We start from the raw sequence: 20,243 nt of genomic DNA on the forward strand, positions 1-20,243 counted from the left end.
TCACTCAACGTGTTGTTAATCGCAGTAGAAAAAAGGATAATACACGGGATTTTATTAGCGTGAGGCACACATGACAGAATACGTCTTGTTATTAATTGGAACAGTGTTAGTTAACAACTTTGTATTAGTACAATTTTTAGGCCTTTGCCCGTTTATGGGTGTATCAGGAAAACTTGATACAGCCATAGGTATGTCTTTAGCAACTACCTTTGTGCTAACGCTTGCCTCTGTGACCAGTTATTTAGTAAACGAGTATATTTTATTACCACTAGATATCACCTACCTGAAAACAATGAGCTTTATTTTAGTTATTGCAGTGGTTGTTCAATTTACTGAAATGGTTGTTAGAAAAACCAGTCCAACGCTATATCGTTTATTGGGAATATTTTTACCTTTAATAACGACTAACTGTGCAGTACTCGGTGTTGCTTTATTAAATATCAAAGAAGATCACACCTTTTTACAATCTGCCGTCTATGGGTTTGGTGCCGCAGTGGGTTTTTCATTAGTTTTAGTTTTATTTGCGGCATTACGCGAACGCCTAGCCGCAGCAGATGTTCCCACTCCATTTAAAGGTGCTTCAATCGCAATGATAACGGCAGGTTTAATGTCAATGGCCTTTATGGGTTTTACTGGATTAGTGAAGTTTTAATATGACCTTGTTGTACGCTTTAATAGCGCTGGGTTTACTGGCGTTAATTTTCGGATTAATTTTAGGATTTGCAGCCGTACGTTTTCGAGTTGAGGGTAATCCTGTAGTGGAGCAAATCGATACCATTTTGCCACAAACACAATGTGGTCAATGTGGTTATCCTGGTTGTCGCCCTTATGCAGAAGCCATTGCCAATGGCGATGAAATAAACAAGTGCCCACCCGGTGGTGATGCGACAGTTAAAAAGTTGGCTGATTTGATGGGTGTTGAGGCTAAACCTCTAGCCGGCGGCGAACAAGCCGAGCCAGTTAAAACGGTGGCCTACATTCGCGAAGATGAATGTATTGGTTGTACCAAATGTATTCAAGCCTGCCCTGTTGATGCCATTGTTGGTGCAACCCGACAAATGCACACCGTTCTAATTGACGAATGTACAGGCTGTGACTTGTGCGTTGAACCTTGTCCGGTCGATTGTATTGACATGCTACCCGTTGCACCAACAAAACAAACTTGGAAATGGCAACTAGACGCTATTCCTGTTACCCAAATAGATTAGAGGTTTGAGTGGAAAAGTTACTTGAACAAATAAAAAAAGGCACCGTTTGGGCATTTCCTGGCGGCGTACATCCTCCGCAGCAAAAGTCATTATCTAATAATACGCCTATTGCGCGCCTTCCTTTGCCTGAAAAACTCGTTCTGCCTTTAAAGCAGCATATTGGCGCTAGCGGCAAGTTAATTGTAGAAAAAAGCCAGCACGTATTAAAAGGTCAACCATTAACTAAGCCTTCTGCTAACTGGTCGGTACCTGTGCATGCACCTACATCAGGCACTATTATTGATATTACGCCTATGCCATCAGCACACCCTTCTGCTTTGCCTGAATTAAGCATTATTATTGAACCCGATGGCAAAGATACCTGGTGTGAACTATCGCCTTTAGCAAACCCAGCCAATGCATCACACGATGAACTCGTTGATGTTATTCATAACGCGGGGATTTCTGGTATGGGAGGCGCAGGTTTTCCAACCTACGTTAAAGCAGATATTAAGCAGCCGATTGAGTTTTTAATCGTGAACGCGGTTGAGTGTGAACCTTATATTACGGCTGACGATACCTTAATGCGTGAACATGCCGCTGAAATAGTCAAAGGTATTGAGCTCATGCAACAGCTGCTCAACCCTACCCTGTGTATTATTGGTATTGAAGACAATAAGCCCGAGGCTATCACAGCCATGACTGAAGCGGCGAAGCATAACGAGCATATTTTAATACAAACCGTGCCCACGGTTTACCCTTCTGGCGGTGAAAAACAGCTGATAAAGCTACTCACTAATCGTGAAGTTCCTAATGGTGGCATTCCTGCTGATATCGGTATTTTAGTGCATAACACCGGCACTTTATTTGCTATACAGCAAGCTGTATACGAAGGCAAACCGTTAATTGAACGTGTAGTTACCGTTACCGGCAATACCATACATAAGCCCGGTAATGTATGGGCGCTATTAGGTACTGAGATAAAACACTTACTGGATTGCCAAGGGTTTTCACCTGTGCCACAACAACGTGTGGTCATGGGCGGTCCTATGATGGGCTTTACCTTACCTACGGTTCGTATTGGCGTTGTTAAAACAACAAACTGCATACTTGCTCCAGATCATAAAGAATTAGCAGAGCCTGGCCCAGAAAAAGCCTGTATTCGCTGTAGTGCCTGTGCAGATGCGTGCCCTGCTTCATTGTTACCACAGCAGTTACAGTGGTTTGCTAAATCAAAAGAATACGACAAACTCCAAGAACATAACTTATTTGATTGTATTGAATGTGGCGCGTGTGCCTATGTTTGCCCAAGTGAAATACCACTCGTTCAGTACTACCGCGTTGCAAAAGTTGAGATTAAAGAGCAAATTGCCGAGAAGATAAAATCTGATCGCGCTAAAGAACGATTTGATGCACGTAAAGCGCGTTTAGAGCAAGAACAAGCTGAGCGAAAAAATCGTCACAAACGTAAGCCAGCAGCTAAATCAACCGAAGAACAGCAAAAAGTAGCCGATGCCCTTGCCCGCGTTAAAGATAAAACCAGCGATGGTGACAATAAATCAGCTGTAGCAGCGGCAATTGCGCGTGCTAAAGCTAAAAAGCAAGGTGGCGAACTTGAGCCAGATAACAGTGAAGTTGCAAAAGAACGCGCTGCCCGTAAAGAGCAAGCTCGCCTTTATAAAGAGCAAAAAGCACAAAATAATGGTGATGACGAAGCTGTAGATGACAAAAAGTCAGCAGTTGCAGCCGCTATTGCCCGCGCTAAAGCCAAAAAGGCAGCACAAGCTAATGAGCAAACAGCAACTGATGACACAACAAGTGAATCTCCAGCTGCTGCAGATGATAAAAAAGCCGCCGTCGCTGCAGCCATTGCCCGTGCTAAAGCCAAAAAAGCAGCACAAGCTAATGAGGAAACAGCAAGCGATGACACTGCAAGTGAATCTCCAGTTGCTGCCGATGATAAAAAAGCTGCCGTCGCTGCCGCTATTGCCCGCGCTAAAGCCAAAAAGGCAGCACAAGCTAATGAGCAAACAGCAAGCGATGACACTGCAAGTGAATCTCCAGCTGCTGCCGATGATAAAAAAGCTGCCGTCGCTGCAGCCATCGCCCGTGCTAAAGCTAAAAAGGCAGCGCAAGCTGCTGAGCAAACACCAAACGATGACATAGCAAGTGAATCTCCAGCTGCTGCCGATGATAAAAAAGCCGCCGTCGCTGCCGCTATTGCCCGCGCTAAAGCCAAAAAAGCAGCGCAAGCTGCTGAGCAAACACAAAGCGATGACGCAATAAGTGAATCGCCTGTCGCCGCCGATGATAAAAAAGCTGCCGTGGCAGCCGCTATTGCCCGCGCTAAAGCTAAAAAAGCAGCGCAAGCTGATGAATTAGCAAAACAAAGTGAAAACACTGAGCCACAAAGCAACGATGAACCTTCACAAGGTTCACAGCAAACAGCTCAAGAAAAAAATAAAGCCGCCGTAGCCGCCGCTATTGCTCGCGCTAAAGCTAAAAAGCAACAAAAAGAAGGAAATGATCAGTCATGAAACTAACCATGGCCAGTTCACCCCACAATCATAGTCACAAATCTGTGACACGGTTAATGTTAACTGTGATTGCGGCTTGTATTCCTGGTGTTATTGCGCAAGTTGTATTTTTTGGCACCGGTGTCCTTATCCAATTATTATTAGCGTTAGTGTGTGTAAGCGCGTTTGAAGCAGCCGTGATGTTAATGCGTAAGCGCCCTATTTGGCCTGCATTAAGCGATGGCAGTGCATGGCTTACCGGTGTGTTATTGGCAATAAGTATTCCGCCTTTAGCGCCTTGGTGGATTATTGTTATAGGGTGTTTGTTTGCCATAGTTATTGTTAAACAGCTATATGGTGGTTTAGGGTTTAATTTATTTAACCCTGCAATGGCAGCGTATGTGCTTTTATTAGTGTCGTTCCCTGTGCAAATGACTGCTTGGTTACCCGTTACAGAATTACTTAATACGGGTATTACTTTTAGCCAGCAGTTAAGCTTAATCTTTAGCGACTTTACCACGTTAGGATACAGCTTAGATCAGCTCCGAGTAGGAATAGACGGCAGCACAATGGCTACCCCACTTGATACCTTAAAAACAGATATTGCTCACGGCCTAACGGTGACAGAGAGCATGCAAAAGAGCGTATTTAATGAGTGGACTGGCCTAGGTTGGGGATGGGTTAACTTAGCCTTCTTACTCGGCGGCCTTTACCTGTTAAAAACAAAAGTAATTAACTGGCATATACCAGTGAGTTTTATTGCAAGCTTAAGCTTATGCGCAGCAATTGGTTATATTGCCTCGCCAGGTACAGAGCCGGGTGTAGTGTTTCACTTGTTTAGTGGTGCGACTATGCTGGGGGCCTTTTTTATCGCCACCGATCCTGTATCAGCTGCAACCACCAATCGAGGTCGCCTTATTTATGGTGCAGCAATTGGTTTAATCGTGTATTTAATTCGCACCTTTGGTGGTTTTCCTGATGCAGTTGCATTTGGGGTGTTGTTAATAAACATAGCGGTACCGCTTATCGATTACTATACACAACCAAGAACCTATGGCCATGGAGCAGTAAAATGATTATTTCTTCAATGGTAAAAAATGGCGCAATATTGTGTGGGTTTGCGTTACTAACAACGGGACTCGTTGCCACAATTAATACACTTACCGCTGATAAAATTGCAGAGCAAGAGCAATTACAATTAACTAATCAGCTTCAAGAAGTATTGCCGCATTCCAAATACAGCAATGAGCTATCGCAAGATTGTGTAATTATATCTGATCCATTACTAGGGCCATACGACAACCAAGTTATTTATCGTGCCCGAAAAGATAACGAACCTGTGGCATTAGTCATTCGTCATGTCACCCCTAGCGGCTACAGTGGTGATATAAACTTACTCAGTGCAGTATATCGCGATGGTACCATTGCGGGTGTAAGGGTAACCAAACATGAAGAAACACCAGGTTTAGGTGATAAAGTTGAAATAAAAAAATCAGACTGGATCACCACATTTAATGCAAAAACAGTACAAAGCGAAAGTGACGATCGTTGGGCCGTTAAAAAAGACGGCGGCCAGTTTGATCAGTTTACTGGCGCTACAATTACACCTCGTGCCGTTGTAGGCTCAGTCAAAAACGCGGTACTTTATGCACAAGATAACTTTGATGCTCTGTTCACAGCAGCAAACGCATGCCCAGAGGTAACGCCATGAGCGAATTAAAAACCCTTTACAAAGAAGGCTTATGGGGAAATAACCCTGCCTTGGTACAGTTATTAGGTTTATGCCCTTTACTCGCTGTTACCTCTACAATTACTAATGCGCTAGGTTTAGGCTTAGCAACCTTATTGGTATTAGTGGGCTCTAATATTACCGTATCAATAGTGCGTAACTGGGTACCTAAAGATATTAGAATACCTGTGTTTGTGATGATCATTGCCGGTTTTGTAACAATAGTACAGCTGTTAATGAACGCTTACACTTTTGGCCTTTACCAATCTTTAGGGATTTTCATTCCGTTAATTGTAACCAACTGCGCCATTATTGGCCGTGCTGAAGCATTTGCCTCAAAAAATCCAGTGCACTTATCTGCCTTTGATGGCTTAATGATGGGCTTAGGCTTTATGTTAGTACTAGTTGTACTTGGCGCTATGCGAGAGCTGGTTGGACAAGGCACATTATTTGATGGTGCCGATTTATTACTCGGGCCTTGGGCTGCTATATTGCGCATTGAAGTATTTAGCTTTGATAGCCAGTTTTTATTGGCCATTTTACCACCGGGCGCATTCTTAGGGCTTGGGCTGCTGATCGCCGCTAAAAACGTAATTGATGCACAAATAAAATCAAAACAAGTCGCACCGCCAGAAGCTGAAAAAGGCCCTAGAGCGCGTGTAACTAGCTTAACTTAAGGGGAAAACGTATTAACTTAATAAAGCTAATGCGTTTTAAGTTACATGAATAAAGAAAAACGTCACCAAATACTTACTCGCTTACGCGACGACAATCCACATCCTGAAACGGAGCTTGAATATTCAAGCCCGTTTGAGTTATTAGTTGCCGTTACGCTTTCAGCACAAGCAACCGATGTTGGGGTAAATAAAGCCACTCGTAAATTATTTCCGGTTGCTAATACACCACAAGCCATTTTAGATATTGGCCACGACACACTGCGTGATTACATAAAAACCATCGGCTTATTTAATTCAAAAGCAGCCAATGTATATAAAATGTGCCAAATATTGGTAGATCAGCATAACGGTGAAGTGCCAGAAAATCGTGAAGCCCTAGAAGCCCTCCCTGGCGTTGGCCGTAAAACTGCTAACGTAGTATTAAATACGGCCTTCGGCTGGCCGACAATCGCTGTAGATACGCATATTTTCCGTGTTTCAAACCGCACTAAGCTTGCCATGGGTAAAGACGTTGTAGCGGTTGAACAAAAACTCGAAAAAGTGATCCCCAAAGAATTCAAAGTCGATGTACATCACTGGCTCATTTTGCATGGTCGCTATACCTGTGTTGCCCGAAAACCTAAATGTGGCAGCTGTATTATTGAAGATTTATGTGAGTTTAAAGATAAGACTGAATAATGTTTATTCTTTTTTGAGCCAATAAGTAAACTTTAAGTTTTTATCTTCGTTGTTTGTATGCATTATTTAACTGCTAATGACTAATTAATTACATTCAAATGACGGTATTCCTATTCAATTTTTAATACTTCGATTTTAAGTAAAGAAAACAATAAATTGCCTAAAAAATGCTTGTACATAGCTTCTATTTCTTCTTGAGAGATAGTTCCCCCACGTATAAGCACTTCTTGCCGCTCAGCTGGCTCTCTGATAATAAAACCGGTAGAACTGAACCCATTTTTTTCATAGAACGCTTTGCGCTTGACTCTTTGTTGATAGTTTTCTTTCTTTTCATCAAGCTCTTCAATAGTTAGAACAATTCTTTTGTCCGAATACTTCTCGTTCATAGAATCCATTACTTTGCTTCCGTAACCACTTGAACGGAGCGATTCAGATATCGCAAAAAACTTTACACAGACAATTTTTTTATATTCTTTAGTATAGAGAAAACCAACCCATTTATTATGATCATAAATAACATCAAAGCCATTTTTTCCATTCCTCATCCTATATTTAACAACCCATGCTGGTAGTCGTTGAACGTTAGGAAAAGCATCAAAAAAAAGTTCAATAACTTTTGAATAATTAATATCACGCTTGTTAAGTGGACGAAAAGTAATGGTCATATTAACCCTGTAAGCCAATCAACAGTTAACATAGTGGTAAAAACCTTTAATCCAATCAAACCGAAAAATATGAATATAAATGTAACTTTAATTTTTTTACTTTTTAGGCTATTCCAGAATAAAAGTTTTGCTTGGAGTTCACTTTTTAATTCATCAATATCTTCTTTCACACATAATTCTCTATCTTGTGTTGTAGTTAATAGCAACTACAACACAAGGTAATATGAGTTACCAGATTAACTTTGTAACTAAAAGTTCCGATGAAGCCTAATGCAAACACATGGTCTTTGCTTTTTAGGATTTCAACTACCAACATTTTGAAAGCTAGTTATATCTGCCTTCCTTATATTTAAGTTGGCCAACAATAGCAGTGGACACGCATATAGGACGTGTATCAAACCGTACTAAACTCGCTATGGGTAAAGACGTGGTAGCCGTTGAGCAAAAACTCGAAAAAGTGATCCCCAAAGAATTTAAAGTAGACGTACACCATTGGCTCATTCTTCACGGGCGTTATACTTGCGTAGCACGTAAACCTAAGTGCGGCAGCTGTATTATTGAAGACTTGTGTGAGTTTAAAGATAAGGTAGAGTAATCTTTAGTCTACGTTGAGAAAATTGCGGACAATTAATGATTATGATGTCTGGGGTCAAGGTTTGACCCCTTTGATTTTTATTTAGTTTTGGAGTTGTGACATCCGCAATTGGAATTTACCAGAAAAAGTATATAAACCCTGAACGTGAAATCGTCAAAATGGTAAGTGCATAACGTAGTGATCGCTACAACTAGTTTGACAATTTATGGAGGCACGTAAGTCTTGTTGCTATAAGAGGCAACAAGACGAACTCATAATTCACTTTTTGTTAACTACAGATTTCATAATTAAATCCACATTTTCCAGTAAGAGTTTGAAACAACAGATCCACTTTATTGAAATTTGAGTACCGATCTTGATTTCCTCTATGCTCTCTGTCGCCAGCTAATGTAACTAAAATACTTTCTTTAGCTCTGGAAAGAGCTACAAACATCAAACATTTACTTTCAAAGTTGTTATCAGTATGATTCCAAAATGCTTCATCTTCCATCCCCATAAATATAACACATTGATATTCAAGCCCTTTACACTTATGAACATTCATTAATTGAACTGAATTTTCTGCATTAAACATTAATGATGCTTCTTCTAAGGAGGAAGTAACATTAATAGTGTCTCTTAAATGCAACTCAAGATGCTTCCATATTAACCCAAAATACTCTAATGATTTGTACTGCGCCCATCTTGCTTTTATTTTGTTTATTCCAATAAACTCAAATGTTGCTTTAATTAGGTTCAGTAAAGAATTAGCTGGATCTGTACCAATAAATAATTTTTGATTTATGTGAACATGATGACTTAGCTTGTTAATGAACTCAACCTCTTCATCATTACTTATATTATTCAGCGATAAACAAAACTCACAAAATTCACTCCAATTTTGAGCATCTTTCAACGTGTATATTTTAAGTATAAAAGTGAACAGTCTACCTAATGGTTCTTTCAAAGTGTCTTGTAAATCTGTCATATCTAGATTTCTAATGCTTTTATTAGAAAGTCCAGATCTCAATACAGCCGTATACTTGGAAGAATGCTGCTTTGTCAAAACACATATTTCCTCTTCTTTAACTCCCGACTCAACTAGCGATGCAATATATTCCACAAGAAAAGAGGACTCTTTGAATTCATCAGGGAAATATTTAATTTTGCAGTTAGATAAAGGCTTAGTTAAAGGCTGAAGAACATTATTTTCATCTTCTACATACTCTAAAAACTTGTTAAGTACGTCTTGAATTTCTTCAGTTGCCCTATAATTTTTTGTTAGCAACATTCTCTTTATATTGGCATGGCAAAAATCATTTTGAAATTCATCAAAAACTGTTGGATTAGCATTTGCAAATAGCATAATGCTTTGATTTAAATCACCTACACAAAGTAATTTGGTATCAGTACCCATGAACAAACAGCGTATTAAATTGTACTGCTCGTAACTGGTATCTTGAAATTCATCTATGAAAACATAAGGGTAGGATAAATTAAAAAGAGATTTAACATCAGCATTAAGCGTTACGATTCTTAAAGCCATTTTAATTAAAGATCCAATCCAAATTTTATTTTTACCATTGGACTGATAATTTTTCATAACTATGTCATAACGTTCAGAAGGTCTTTCATTTTCGGGCAAAACATTCTTGAACCGATCAACAATACTTTTACTAAAGGCATGGAATGTGAATGAATCGAAACGCTCAGCTTTTGAGCCACAACGCTTTTTTACCCTTTTCCCAATATTTACCTGTGCCTCAGTTTTAAAAGATAAACATAATATGCGTTTAGGCCAATTACATTTATTAGTCTCCAAAAGGTAGTTAGATTTTTGAGCTAACAATTCTGTTTTTCCTGAGCCTGCACCAGCTAAAATAGACAAAGAGCTTTCATCAAATTTAATAATATTCATCAACTGCTGTGTTGCTTCAATACCCTCAGTTGGAAGCCAGTTATCTACAATCATTCGATAGTATCCTCAAGAATTTTTTGTGTTTTCAACGCAAGTCTTTTTAATTCTTTCGGTAACATTTCTTTTATTTTTTCAGGGGTATACGTGTCTTCCAATTTTGAAAATAGGCGAACATGTGAAGCAGGTTTACTCTTAGTACCTAAAAATCTATATTTATACCACAAAAAATTATTCAGATAGTCATCAGAGTAATGGGTAGCTCCTTCATTGCTTTCTTTTAGAACAGCATTGATTAAGGATTTTTCTCTTGAAGCTTTATCTGCCGCACTTTCATTTTCAGCTTCCCCTTTCGGTCCTCTTTCACCATGCACTACATCCTTAGAACAAAATATATCTGGGAATGACATTATCATTGAATAATCAATATCTAATGGACTCGAAAAAAACACATTATTTTTTTCTAACTCATCCATAATATTTATTAGCCCAACGTCCATATAATCAATTCTAAAATCTTTAGGATGAGATGCATCATTCCATTCAGGTAAAAGTGGCAGAATTTTTTCATGGAAGTAAGTCACATTTTTATGGGTATATAATTGTTTTATTGCATAATTTAATCGCCCAAATCCACCGCCATTCCGGTCTAAATCTAAATCCAACAATGTAATATATGGAATATTTATAGACTCTAACAAACGCCAAAAGTGATTTACATGCCTTCCACCTAGGGGAACTATTGAAATCGAATGAGTATCAATTTCTGTTGAAAAAGCTTCAAGTATTTTAGGTAAAACGACTTGCTCACTATCTCCTTCCCCTAAAATAACTAATTTTGCAAAGTAAATTTCTGGATATGCTTTTATAGCTTCACTAATGTACTTTGATTTTTCATCTTCTTTCTTAGGTAATTCTAACTTAGTTATTGCAGTGCTTTTAGTTTCCGAATTTAAACTAAAATGTCTTATCTGTGATGGTTCAATACGACCAACTATTGAAGCCGAATGTGTTGATATTATTGCCTGACAATTACCATCTTCTGTATATTCTAAAATTAACTTTATAATGCGTCCTAAATAATGAGGTGATAGATGATTCTCAGGTTCTTCAAGAGATATTAAACTGAAAATAGGTAATTTCATTTTTTCCGCATCAAAATGAGTTTCTTTACCAGATATTGAAGCTGATTGAATTGATTTATCTATGTCGAATAAGGCTTTGGTTAGTGCAAAATATGCAAGTGATTTTTGACCATCACTTAAAAGAGATGTATCCATTTTGTTTCCAGATTCATCTGAATTAAAATGTAATTGTAATAACTTAAGCACTTCATCAATATTGCTAAGAGGAAAATTCAAATCTGCATCTTTTAAATACCGCCCCTTATATATCGACTTCCAACTTGTATCAATTGCTTCTGATAGTTGTTTCAAAGCAGGTGATTTTTTAGCAACGGTATTTAAATCAGAAGCTTTTTTTTCAAAGCTTTCTTTTTCAACGCCTGTCCAACGTATCGCTTTTAATAAACGCCCAAGAATTGCTTTTGAAGAATATTTTAATTGAATTAAAGGATCTCTGTTGGCAGGGATATAATTAACTTGTATCGCACTTCTAATTGCTCCAGATAAGCGATTTTTATCTTCGTCATCAAGTATTTTTTTTGTACTGCTAACTGTCCAGATATCTTCTTCAACTTCACCTGTAGGGTTGTAATCAAAAGTTAGTGAACCTTCAAGTCTAACTCTAAATAATAGGCTTCCAGAATCATCAGTAGCCACCATCTGATTTAATAAATAAGGTATTTCTGCATTGTCTTTATTGAGCTTAGGAAAATCAAACCAAGCCTCAATCACCAAATGTTTAGGGGTGTCAGCTTGTTCAACAGAGGGGACATTAAAATCATTTTTAGATAGCCCTCTAAGGTTAGAATCAGTAGAAAATAATTTATTTAAAGCCTCTAATGCAGTGCTCTTACCCGTGCCATTATGACCAATGAGAGTAGTTAACGAAGAATCCAACATCAACGTTTGCGGTGATTCATTTGAAATACTCTTAAAGCCTGAAATATAAATTTTATTTAAACGCATTTTTCACTCTCAATCTAATGTAGGTAAATTCATTTCCCTAGCTTAAAAAGTATTCTTAATAAGGTATTTCAATCTATCATACTCTAAATAATTGAAACGATATTTAGTTCAATTTATCAGGGAAACCTTATTTAAATCAGTAACAGCAAAAGTCAAAGGGATCAAATATTGTCTTCAGACACCATATTACTGACCTGAGCTTATTTAAGACAACCAATAATGCTAAATATTGCTGCTAATTGGTTGGGTATTGTTTCGTTGGGTTTCGATATACTCAACCCAACTTACGTCACTTAATTTAACACTGAGTAAACTTAATGCTTACGAATTACAGCATAAAGCTCTTATTGAGACATAAAGCTAAATCTAGACTTCATACATCACGTTACTGACTGTGTGCATTTGACAAAAACCAGCCTTGTGCAATTAGACATATTTTATTTCTACCTTAATTATTCTTTAGCTGGCTAACTAAAACCGTAAATACGCATATTTTCCGTCTATTTAACCTTACCGAACTTACCATGGATAAAGGTGTTGTTGTGATTCAATGAAACTTGAAAAAGTTGTACATAAAGAGTTTAAAGTAGATGTGCATCATCTGGCTTATTTTACATGGTCGTTATGTTTGTACAGCCCGTAAACCAAAATGCGGTAGCTGTATTAGCAATTATTAGAACATTTTCAAAGTATTAATTTCACAAGTATCATTCCTTTAGTTATGCTACTGAGTATAAATAAAATTATAGTGCGGACCCTCTATGTTACCCTTACTTCGTATATTGTTAATTGAGCAAGACCCCAGCATCTTAAAAGAGCTTTCAACGAATTTGTCAAAAACAATTGCTAATTTTGAGCGAAGCGATATTCATATTGATATTATCGAACGTCTTGAACTTAAAGAAGCGCTTGAGTGTGTTGAAGAAGATGGCGATATTCAAGCTGTTGTACTTAGTTGGGATGTGCAAAATAAAGTAGGCGAGAAAATGTATAGCCGCTTTATCGAGCAACTAAAGAGGATCCGCCTTGAGTTACCCGTTTATGTTATTGGTGATGATACAAAAGGGCTAGAAATCGTTAATGAGTCGGAGGAGATTGAGTCTTTCTTCTTTAAAGATGAAGTAATCTCAGACCCTGAAGCAATTTTAGGTTATATGATTAACGATTTCGATGATCGCTCAGAAACCCCATTTTGGACGGCGTATCGCCGGTATGTTGGCGAGTCGAATGATTCATGGCACACTCCAGGACATAGTGGCGGTTCTAGCTTTAGAAATTCTCCTTATATTAAAGATTTTTATCAGTTTTATGGCCGTAATGTCTTCGTGGGTGACTTGTCGGTGTCAGTCGATTCGTTAGGCTCATTATCAGATAGCACCAATACCATTGGCCGTGCCCAAGAGTCAGCTGCGGCGACGTTTGAAGTCAAGCATACCTATTTCGTTACCAATGGGTCATCTACCTCAAATAAAATCATCTTGCAGACACTGCTTCGCAAGGGCGATAAAGTGATTATTGACCGTAATTGCCATAAATCTGTGCACTATGGCATTTTGCAATCAGCCAGTTTACCCATTTATTTGTCGAGTATTTTAAATCCTAAATATGGGATTTTTGCGCCACCGTCATTGGCTGATATAAAACAAGCAATAGAACAAAATACCGATGCAAAATTACTGGTTCTTACCGGTTGTACTTACGATGGTCTGCTAAGCGACCTCAAACAGGTGGTAGAATTTGCTCATCAGCATGATATTAAGGTGTTTATAGACGAAGCGTGGTTTGCTTACTCGCTGTTTCATCCAAGCTTACGTTACTATTCCGCCATTCATGCTGGCGCTGATTATATTACTCATTCAGCGCATAAAGTGGTATCGGCGTTTTCTCAGGCGTCTTATATTCATGTTAACGATCCTGATTTCGATGCTGATTTCTTTCGCGAGATTTACAGTATTTATGCCAGTACATCGCCGAAATATCAGCTTATCGCGTCGCTTGATGTGTGCCAAAAGCAATTGGAGATGGAAGGCTATAAGTTACTCAATGCTTTGTTGAACCATGTGGAAGAATTTAAACAACAGATGGCTTCACTCAAACAAATTAAAGTGCTTGGTAAACAAGATTTTATGGAAATATTTCCACACTTTAGTGGTGATAACATGGGTCACGATCCGCTAAAAATTCTCATCGACATTAGCGAATTACCCTATTCATTAAAAGATATTCATAAATATCTTCTCGATGAAATTGGCCTAGAAATAGAAAAATACACCCACAGTACCATTTTGGTGTTACTGACTCTTGGCGGCACGCGTTCGAAGATCATTCGTTTATACAATGCGTTGAAAAAACTCGATAGTGGCAAGGTAAAACTAGCCACATCGACGCGACGTTCTCGCTTACCGGAAAACCTACCAGCTATAGACTTAGCCTGTATTCCAAGCGAAGCTTTTTATGGCGAGCGCGAATCGGTACCTATTAGCAAAAGTAACAACCGCATTTGCGCCGGTTTAGTTACGCCCTACCCGCCAGGCATTCCGCTTTTGGTTCCGGGGCAACATATTACACAAGAGCATGTAGACTATCTTAAGGAGCTTGCAGGACAAGGATTAACAATTCAAGGTAGTTTTGATGGCGAAATCTATGTTCTTAAGGGCAAGGTTAAAAAATAGATTTTATGGGTAAAGCTGTTGTTTGGGGTCGAAGAAATTGAATGAGCACAGATCCTATGTATTTTAAAAAACGCGGTTTCTGACAACCGCGTTTTCTCTCTGTTGGCGTGTTCGTTATTTTCGCAACTCAAAGCGACTTAAGCTTTCTTTTAAGTCATGTGCAAGTTTACTTATTTCACTACACGCAATAGCAGTTTGGGAAGTCCCTTCGGTCATTTCTGTAGACTCACTATTTATTTGCTCAACACTACGATTTAAATCTTCAGATACCGCAGTTTGTTCACTACAAGCAGTAGCAATTTGCATGCTCATATCAGCAATTTTAATAACAGATTGCTCTATTTCATCTATTTTTAGTCCTGCGTTTTTAGCTTGTTCTACACACGAAATAATACCTTCATGACACTGCTTACTTGACTGCTCCATTGCTTTCGAGTTTTTCTGCAATAACTCAACTATATCAACAATTTCACGTGTAGAGTCTTGTGTTCTTTTTGCAAGAGAGCGAACCTCATCAGCAACTACGGCAAAACCTCTACCCTGCTCTCCTGCTCTTGCAGCTTCAATTGCCGCATTAAGTGCAAGTAAATTGGTTTGCTCTGCAATTGATCCGATTACGTCAACAACAACATTAATATTATTTGAGCTTGACTCTAAGTCACTAGCCAATCTACCCGATTCACCTATTGTTGACGAAACTTTTGATATTTCACTAACCATTTGATTAAGTAGAAAACTGCCTTCCTTAGCCATATTTGCTGAATCGTTAGCTGAGCCTGCCGCTTGTTCTGTATTTTGCGCAACTTCGGATACTGCTGCCTGCATTTGAGTCATCGCGGATGCAACAGAATGGAGCTCTGACTGCTGATTTTGCATACCTGACGCGGTTTGAGAAGAAATAGCACTTACCTCCTCTACCGCTGATGCTAGCTGAATTGTTGCATCATTCACTTGAGTAACTAGGTTATTTAAATTATTTTGCATTAAATTAATCTGCATTAATAAATTGCCAAGCTCGTCTTTACTTAGACTTTCATCGTCCAAAACAGTATTCAACTTACCTTTAGCAATCGCAGATGCAAATGTGAGAGCCTGCTGGACAGGTGAACGAACTGACTGCACAAGCCATAAAGAAGCTACAATAATAAAGACTATTACTATCAACGCACCAATGAGTGAAGCCCATTGGGTAGAATTCATATTACTTTTAACCGTTAGTGAGATTTCCTCTACTACCAATTCATTTAGTTTAATAGCCTTATTTAAGCTCGCTATAGCATCTTTATATTCTTGAAGACTCATTAGTACAACGTTATTTGCTTCCTCTAACTGTCCTGAAGATAAAAACTGGGCGTATTTACGCGTTTCATTTTGATATATCTGCCATGCAGACTTAAATTTTTTCAAAGCTTGCTCTTCTTCATCAGAAAGAGGTATCGCCTCGTATTTCTTTAAAGTTTCCTCCAATAAACTGCGCTTTTGGTCTAAGTCTTCTAACCACATAGGTAAGTTGGGATCTTTAGCATTTGGGATCAACGAAAACTCATCTTTACGAATTTCAGTTAGGATAACCTGTACGTTTTTTAACTCACTAATAGAGGGTAAGCTATTTTGTGTGATGGTATCAACATTAGCATCTAACTCAGATAAGCTTTTGCTCATAACTAATGTTAATACAAGAAATATGATAAATACTAGAGAAAAGCTCCCCCATATTTTTTTTCCAACACTTAAATCTTTCAAGTTCATATAATTTCTCTTTATTTTAATAGCTACCTTTATCACTAGCTGAGTGCGTGAATTGTAATTTCATTCATTATTAAAAATAAATTACCCTATCGTGAGTTGGATATGGTTGATTGAGTTTAGCTAATATATTTCAGATTGAAAACTTCTAATAAGTATCGTACTTTATTAGTAAAGGTAACTCTTGCTGAAGGTTTCAATAGTTCTTAATTTGGAGTGCCTTAAAACACAAAAGTTAGATTAATAATTTCTCTTTACTTAGCTTATATACTAAATGCTATAAATCTTGTCGCAAAAAGTTAATTCTTAAGGATCATAAACGCAGTTATAACAAAATTATTCACCGCGATATTAAATAAAATTATAGTTTAGCTGAATGAACTTTCATTTGGTTGCCTAAGAGAATATTAATCAATAAAATACATAATAAAATCTAAATAGAATATTGGAAGTCGGTTTACTCTCTAATAAGTTAAAGATTAATTTAACTATTTATCACCTACTAAATATATTACTGTTTAAAAATAAAAACCCTAGAGGTAAAAATGCGTTTATTACATACTATGTTACGTGTCGCTGATCTAGATAAATCAATTGCGTTTTATACTCAAGTACTTGGTATGAAAGAGTTACGCCGTGCTGATAACGAAGAGTACCGCTACACCCTCGCCTTTGTAGGATACGGTGATGAAACTGACACGACAGTACTTGAACTAACCTATAACTGGGATACCGACAGCTACGATTTAGGTAATGCCTATGGCCATATCGCCATTGAGTTTGATGATATTTATAAAGCCTGTGAAGATATTAAGGGCGCTGGTGGTAACGTTAGCCGTGAACCAGGACCAGTAAAGGGTGGCACAACAGAAATTGCGTTTGTAAAAGATCCAGATGGCTACTCAATTGAACTTATTCAGAAAAAATCATAAATAATCACGGGTAGTATTTTACCCATAAAAAAAGGTGCCTTGAGCACCTTTATCGTAATTGACTATCTTTACTGCCACGGCGATTAAACGCGTTAGCATTACTTGGTAGCCCTTCTAATTCCGCTTGGCATGAAATACAGTAGCGCACGCCTGGTAATGCTAACCTTCTTGCTTGTGGTATTCTCTCGTCACACTCATCACAAAGCTCAGCGCTCGCTCCTGAAATTAGGTTACTTCTTGCGTATTGCACTGCATCATTAACACTTACATCTATTTGATCTTGAATTGCGCCATCTCGCGCCCATCCACTTGCCATAAATCCTCCTCATTTTTTGGAAGTTTTATGTAGATTAACAAGTAGAATATTTATAAGCCCTGAATAAAAAACACAGATACTTTTAATTAAGTCTTTTGAGGTTGAACAATACTTGAGTGAATATCGTGACTCTAGGCTTTGATAAACCTAAATATTTAATTTAGAGAGGTATTTTATAGACGAACGTAAGAAATGCTTGAACAGAAAGTTTTTTATCTTAATAACACATACCTACTTTAGAAAAAGTAAGTGGCGTCCCCAAGGGGATTCGAACCCCTGTTACCGCCGTGAAAGGGCGGTGTCCTAGGCCTCTAGACGATGGGGACACTAAAAAAGTGTCACTAGGACAACTGAATGGTTTAACTCGTTTCAGGCGAGTTGCTTAATAACACTGCACTTCCCTATTAGAAATAAGTAAGTGGCGTCCCCAAGGGGATTCGAACCCCTGTTACCGCCGTGAAAGGGCGGTGTCCTAGGCCTCTAGACGATGGGGACACTAAAAAGTGTCACTAGGACAACTGAATAGTTTAGACTCGATTCAGACGAGCTTTAATAACACTACCCTACTGTATAATAGTAAGTGGCGTCCCCAAGGGGATTCGAACCCCTGTTACCGCCGTGAAAGGGCGGTGTCCTAGGCCTCTAGACGATGGGGACACTAAAAAGTGTCACTAGGACAACTGAAAGTTTAGACTCGATTCAGACGAGCTTTAATAACACTACCCTACTGTATAATAGTAAGTGGCGTCCCCAAGGGGATTCGAACCCCTGTTACCGCCGTGAAAGGGCGGTGTCCTAGGCCTCTAGACGATGGGGACACTAAAAAGTGTCACTAGGACAACTGAATGGTTTAACTCGTTTCAGGCGAGTTGCTTAATAACACTGCACTTCCCTATTAGAAATAAGTAAGTGGCGTCCCCAAGGGGATTCGAACCCCTGTTACCGCCGTGAAAGGGCGGTGTCCTAGGCCTCTAGACGATGGGGACACTAAAAAGTGTCACTAGGACAACTGAAAGTTTAGACTCGATTCAGACGAGCTTTAATAACACTACCCTACTGTATAATAGTAAGTGGCGTCCCCAAGGGGATTCGAACCCCTGTTACCGCCGTGAAAGGGCGGTGTCCTAGGCCTCTAGACGATGGGGACACTAAAAAGTGTCACTAGGACAATTGATTAGTTAAACTCACATCCTGAGCTTTAAGGTAATGGCGCAATAGTACAAATAAAGACTCGAGCTTTATGTGTTACGCTATTTTCTCGGTAAAACCGCCTTTAACTAAAAGTTAAGTGGCGTCCCCAAGGGGATTCGAACCCCTGTTACCGCCGTGAAAGGGCGGTGTCCTAGGCCTCTAGACGATGGGGACACAGAAAACTGCTACCCTAGGACAAACACTAAAAATTGGTGGAGCTATGCGGGATCGAACCGCAGACCTCTTCGCTGCCAGCGAAGCGCTCTCCCAGCTGAGCTATAGCCCCAACTTATTCAATACGCTCGGTGATAACCACGTCGTGTATCGCTTAGTGCGGGGCGCATTCTATGCACCCCCCAAAATAAAGTCAACAGTTTTTTGTGCGACATTATTTAAATGGTTTAATTTTCAACAAACTGGCTATCATACATGCTAAAAAGTAGATTTTCATAGTATTTAGTAACCATGAGTTACGTTAAGTGTGCCACATTTGCGTTTGAGTTGAGAATAACGACTTTATAATACTAAAAGTACCTATTCACATCGGACTCAAAAGGTATACATTTATATGCAAATTGAGTTATCACTGCTTTTCTCCTAAAACGGGCCTACTTCCATCATAGCCTAGCTGGATTTTATTAAATGCTAATTGTAAAGCTTAACTATGCTAAGCGATAAACAACTTGTTAATTTGAGTGGTTTAAACAATTGAATAACATCGGCAGGATGATCTGCACTAGAAAGCTTTACTTTGATTTCTTGGTTGCAACCCTGGCTCGGCAAATCAATTACCACTAAATTGAATTAATTTTCATCCTTAAAAAGCAACAGAGCCCTATCAAGTGAATATGAATGTAGTTACATTAGCGCCCAGCCATGCATGCTTATTGTTCGTTTTATGTTACCTTGTTGATAAAGTGAACACCATTTGCATTGTATTGATTATAAAAGCTTCATTCAGCACATTTTTATCATTCAAGTGTTGACACATTTACAAGTCTATCTATAATAGCGCCCCACAACAACGCAGCAATGCGGTGTTGTTTAGATGCGGGTGATTAGCTCAGTTGGGAGAGCATCGCCCTTACAAGGCGAGGGTCACTGGTTCAAGTCCAGTATCACCCACCACATTTTAATGTGTCGTATCTAAGTTCTGTACGGGTTTATTAACCCAATCAGAAAAAGAGAGCATTATTTTACTTACAAGTAATTGCTATGTTCACTGGTTAAAGTCCAGTACTATTTATTTTAATAGTAGCGTTTTAATTTATATGTGGGTGATTAGCTCAGTTGGGAGAGCATCGCCCTTACAAGGCGAGGGTCACTGGTTCAAGTCCAGTATCACCCACCACATA

General features: G+C 38.8%; 15 protein-coding genes, 10 tRNA genes and 2 pseudogenes. 13 read left to right on the forward strand and 14 right to left on the reverse strand.

Translation table 11 applies throughout. The features are described 5' to 3' along the window. The first annotated feature begins 70 nt into the window (after window positions 1-70). The 7 genes from rsxA to nth are packed head-to-tail and all read left to right on the forward strand — an operon-like array spanning window position 71 to window position 6,787. Window positions 71-652, forward strand: a complete 582-nt coding sequence (gene rsxA, locus ACNSN2_RS09005; RefSeq protein ID WP_008115244.1) for an electron transport complex subunit RsxA — start codon at window positions 71-73, stop codon at window positions 650-652. A gap of 1 nt (window position 653) precedes the next feature. Then, window positions 654-1,208 (forward strand): electron transport complex subunit RsxB, encoded by a 555-nt coding sequence (rsxB, locus tag ACNSN2_RS09010; RefSeq protein ID WP_008115242.1) that lies wholly within the window; start codon window positions 654-656, stop codon window positions 1,206-1,208. An 8-nt stretch (window positions 1,209-1,216) separates the two neighbouring features. Beyond that, complete coding sequence (gene rsxC / locus ACNSN2_RS09015; protein WP_418607093.1) at window positions 1,217-3,724, forward strand: electron transport complex subunit RsxC; 2,508 nt, start codon at window positions 1,217-1,219, stop codon at window positions 3,722-3,724. Further along, window positions 3,721-4,779, forward strand: a complete 1,059-nt coding sequence (gene rsxD / locus ACNSN2_RS09020; RefSeq protein WP_008115238.1) for an electron transport complex subunit RsxD — start codon at window positions 3,721-3,723, stop codon at window positions 4,777-4,779. Before rsxC ends, rsxD begins: the two co-directional genes overlap by 4 nt. After that, entirely contained in the window at window positions 4,776-5,414 is a 639-nt protein-coding gene (gene rsxG / locus ACNSN2_RS09025; protein ID WP_055013368.1) for an electron transport complex subunit RsxG, read from the forward strand. Before rsxD ends, rsxG begins: the two co-directional genes overlap by 4 nt. Beyond that, on the forward strand, window positions 5,411-6,109 hold the full coding sequence (locus ACNSN2_RS09030; RefSeq protein WP_010388435.1) for an electron transport complex subunit E: 699 nt from the start codon (window positions 5,411-5,413) through the stop codon (window positions 6,107-6,109). The genes rsxG and ACNSN2_RS09030 overlap by 4 nt, the downstream gene beginning before the upstream one ends. A 45-nt stretch (window positions 6,110-6,154) precedes the next feature. Further along, on the forward strand, window positions 6,155-6,787 hold the full coding sequence (nth, locus tag ACNSN2_RS09035) for an endonuclease III (protein ID WP_054201180.1): 633 nt from the start codon (window positions 6,155-6,157) through the stop codon (window positions 6,785-6,787). A gap of 110 nt (window positions 6,788-6,897) precedes the next feature. Here nth and ACNSN2_RS09040 read toward each other — a convergent pair whose 3' ends face one another. Further along, window positions 6,898-7,452, reverse strand: a complete 555-nt coding sequence (locus tag ACNSN2_RS09040; protein ID WP_418607097.1) for a GNAT family N-acetyltransferase — start codon at window positions 7,450-7,452, stop codon at window positions 6,898-6,900. Then, window positions 7,449-7,622, reverse strand: a complete 174-nt coding sequence (locus ACNSN2_RS09045; RefSeq protein WP_418607099.1) for a hypothetical protein — start codon at window positions 7,620-7,622, stop codon at window positions 7,449-7,451. Before ACNSN2_RS09045 ends, ACNSN2_RS09040 begins: the two co-directional genes overlap by 4 nt. Window positions 7,623-7,807: 185 nt before the next feature. Between ACNSN2_RS09045 and ACNSN2_RS09050 the strand changes: the two are divergent. Then, a pseudogene (locus ACNSN2_RS09050) lies at window positions 7,808-8,047 on the forward strand (endonuclease III); the annotation flags it as partial. A gap of 268 nt (window positions 8,048-8,315) precedes the next feature. Here the strand turns inward: ACNSN2_RS09050 and ACNSN2_RS09055 are convergent. Together ACNSN2_RS09055 and ACNSN2_RS09060 are read right to left on the reverse strand one after the other, a co-directional pair. Next, a complete protein-coding gene (locus ACNSN2_RS09055; protein WP_418607101.1) occupies window positions 8,316-9,998 on the reverse strand; it encodes a UvrD-helicase domain-containing protein in 1,683 nt (560 codons plus the stop codon). Then, window positions 9,995-12,031: an ATP-dependent nuclease gene (locus ACNSN2_RS09060; RefSeq protein ID WP_418607103.1), complete on the reverse strand. Its 2,037-nt coding sequence runs from the start codon at window positions 12,029-12,031 to the stop codon at window positions 9,995-9,997. The genes ACNSN2_RS09055 and ACNSN2_RS09060 overlap by 4 nt, the downstream gene beginning before the upstream one ends. A 458-nt stretch (window positions 12,032-12,489) precedes the next feature. Here ACNSN2_RS09060 and ACNSN2_RS09065 point away from each other — a divergent pair. Both ACNSN2_RS09065 and ACNSN2_RS09070 read left to right on the forward strand, forming a co-directional pair. Beyond that, window positions 12,490-12,708, forward strand: a pseudogene (locus tag ACNSN2_RS09065) (endonuclease III); the annotation flags it as partial. A gap of 84 nt (window positions 12,709-12,792) precedes the next feature. Then, window positions 12,793-14,703: an aminotransferase class V-fold PLP-dependent enzyme gene (locus ACNSN2_RS09070; RefSeq protein ID WP_418607105.1), complete on the forward strand. Its 1,911-nt coding sequence runs from the start codon at window positions 12,793-12,795 to the stop codon at window positions 14,701-14,703. A gap of 114 nt (window positions 14,704-14,817) precedes the next feature. Here the strand turns inward: ACNSN2_RS09070 and ACNSN2_RS09075 are convergent, their stop codons facing one another. Continuing rightward, window positions 14,818-16,452, reverse strand: coding sequence for a methyl-accepting chemotaxis protein (locus ACNSN2_RS09075; RefSeq protein ID WP_054201184.1), 1,635 nt, complete (start codon window positions 16,450-16,452; stop codon window positions 14,818-14,820). Between the two features lie 542 nt (window positions 16,453-16,994). On the opposite strand from ACNSN2_RS09075, the gene gloA reads away from it, so the two are divergent. Continuing rightward, a complete protein-coding gene (gene gloA / locus ACNSN2_RS09080) occupies window positions 16,995-17,381 on the forward strand; it encodes a lactoylglutathione lyase (protein WP_055013361.1) in 387 nt (128 codons plus the stop codon). 49 nt (window positions 17,382-17,430) lie between these two features. Here gloA and ACNSN2_RS09085 read toward each other — a convergent pair whose 3' ends face one another. The 9 genes from ACNSN2_RS09085 to ACNSN2_RS09125 form a co-directional block, all read right to left on the reverse strand. After that, complete coding sequence (locus ACNSN2_RS09085) at window positions 17,431-17,697, reverse strand: DksA/TraR family C4-type zinc finger protein (RefSeq protein ID WP_418607107.1); 267 nt, start codon at window positions 17,695-17,697, stop codon at window positions 17,431-17,433. Between the two features lie 250 nt (window positions 17,698-17,947). After that, a tRNA-Glu gene (locus ACNSN2_RS09090) sits at window positions 17,948-18,023 on the reverse strand. Between the two features lie 93 nt (window positions 18,024-18,116). Further along, window positions 18,117-18,192, reverse strand: a tRNA-Glu gene (locus ACNSN2_RS09095). Between the two features lie 86 nt (window positions 18,193-18,278). Continuing rightward, window positions 18,279-18,354 (reverse strand) — tRNA-Glu (locus ACNSN2_RS09100). An 85-nt stretch (window positions 18,355-18,439) separates the two neighbouring features. Next, window positions 18,440-18,515: transfer RNA gene (locus ACNSN2_RS09105), tRNA-Glu, on the reverse strand. 92 nt (window positions 18,516-18,607) lie between these two features. Beyond that, a tRNA-Glu gene (locus tag ACNSN2_RS09110) sits at window positions 18,608-18,683 on the reverse strand. 85 nt (window positions 18,684-18,768) lie between these two features. Next, a tRNA-Glu gene (locus tag ACNSN2_RS09115) sits at window positions 18,769-18,844 on the reverse strand. 142 nt (window positions 18,845-18,986) lie between these two features. Continuing rightward, window positions 18,987-19,062 (reverse strand) — tRNA-Glu (locus tag ACNSN2_RS09120). A gap of 36 nt (window positions 19,063-19,098) precedes the next feature. Continuing rightward, a tRNA-Ala gene (locus ACNSN2_RS09125) sits at window positions 19,099-19,174 on the reverse strand. 766 nt (window positions 19,175-19,940) lie between these two features. On the opposite strand from ACNSN2_RS09125, the gene ACNSN2_RS09130 reads away from it, so the two are divergent. After that, a tRNA-Val gene (locus tag ACNSN2_RS09130) sits at window positions 19,941-20,016 on the forward strand. Window positions 20,017-20,163: 147 nt separating this feature from the next. Further along, window positions 20,164-20,239: transfer RNA gene (locus ACNSN2_RS09135), tRNA-Val, on the forward strand. Window positions 20,240-20,243 lie beyond the last annotated feature (4 nt).

Origin of the sequence: Pseudoalteromonas sp. US3C1013 (assembly GCF_048401115.1) — a bacterium.
GTDB classification, from domain to species: domain Bacteria; phylum Pseudomonadota; class Gammaproteobacteria; order Enterobacterales; family Alteromonadaceae; genus Pseudoalteromonas; species Pseudoalteromonas undina.

Excerpts from the sequence above, each read along its gene's own strand:
- ACNSN2_RS09060 (WP_418607103.1), bottom strand. The coding sequence starts at position 12,031 with ATGCGTTTAAATAAAATTTATATTTCAGGCTTTAAGAGTATTTCAAAT.
- ACNSN2_RS09040 (WP_418607097.1), bottom strand. The coding sequence starts at position 7,452 with ATGACCATTACTTTTCGTCCACTTAACAAGCGTGATATTAATTATTCA.
- gloA (WP_055013361.1), top strand. The coding sequence starts at position 16,995 with ATGCGTTTATTACATACTATGTTACGTGTCGCTGATCTAGATAAATCA.
- ACNSN2_RS09085 (WP_418607107.1), bottom strand. The coding sequence starts at position 17,697 with ATGGCAAGTGGATGGGCGCGAGATGGCGCAATTCAAGATCAAATAGAT.
- ACNSN2_RS09030 (WP_010388435.1), top strand. The coding sequence starts at position 5,411 with ATGAGCGAATTAAAAACCCTTTACAAAGAAGGCTTATGGGGAAATAAC.
- rsxA (WP_008115244.1), top strand. The coding sequence starts at position 71 with ATGACAGAATACGTCTTGTTATTAATTGGAACAGTGTTAGTTAACAAC.
- rsxG (WP_055013368.1), top strand. The coding sequence starts at position 4,776 with ATGATTATTTCTTCAATGGTAAAAAATGGCGCAATATTGTGTGGGTTT.
- ACNSN2_RS09070 (WP_418607105.1), top strand. The coding sequence starts at position 12,793 with ATGTTACCCTTACTTCGTATATTGTTAATTGAGCAAGACCCCAGCATC.
- ACNSN2_RS09075 (WP_054201184.1), bottom strand. The coding sequence starts at position 16,452 with ATGAACTTGAAAGATTTAAGTGTTGGAAAAAAAATATGGGGGAGCTTT.
- rsxD (WP_008115238.1), top strand. The coding sequence starts at position 3,721 with ATGAAACTAACCATGGCCAGTTCACCCCACAATCATAGTCACAAATCT.
- nth (WP_054201180.1), top strand. The coding sequence starts at position 6,155 with ATGAATAAAGAAAAACGTCACCAAATACTTACTCGCTTACGCGACGAC.
- ACNSN2_RS09055 (WP_418607101.1), bottom strand. The coding sequence starts at position 9,998 with ATGATTGTAGATAACTGGCTTCCAACTGAGGGTATTGAAGCAACACAG.
- rsxB (WP_008115242.1), top strand. The coding sequence starts at position 654 with ATGACCTTGTTGTACGCTTTAATAGCGCTGGGTTTACTGGCGTTAATT.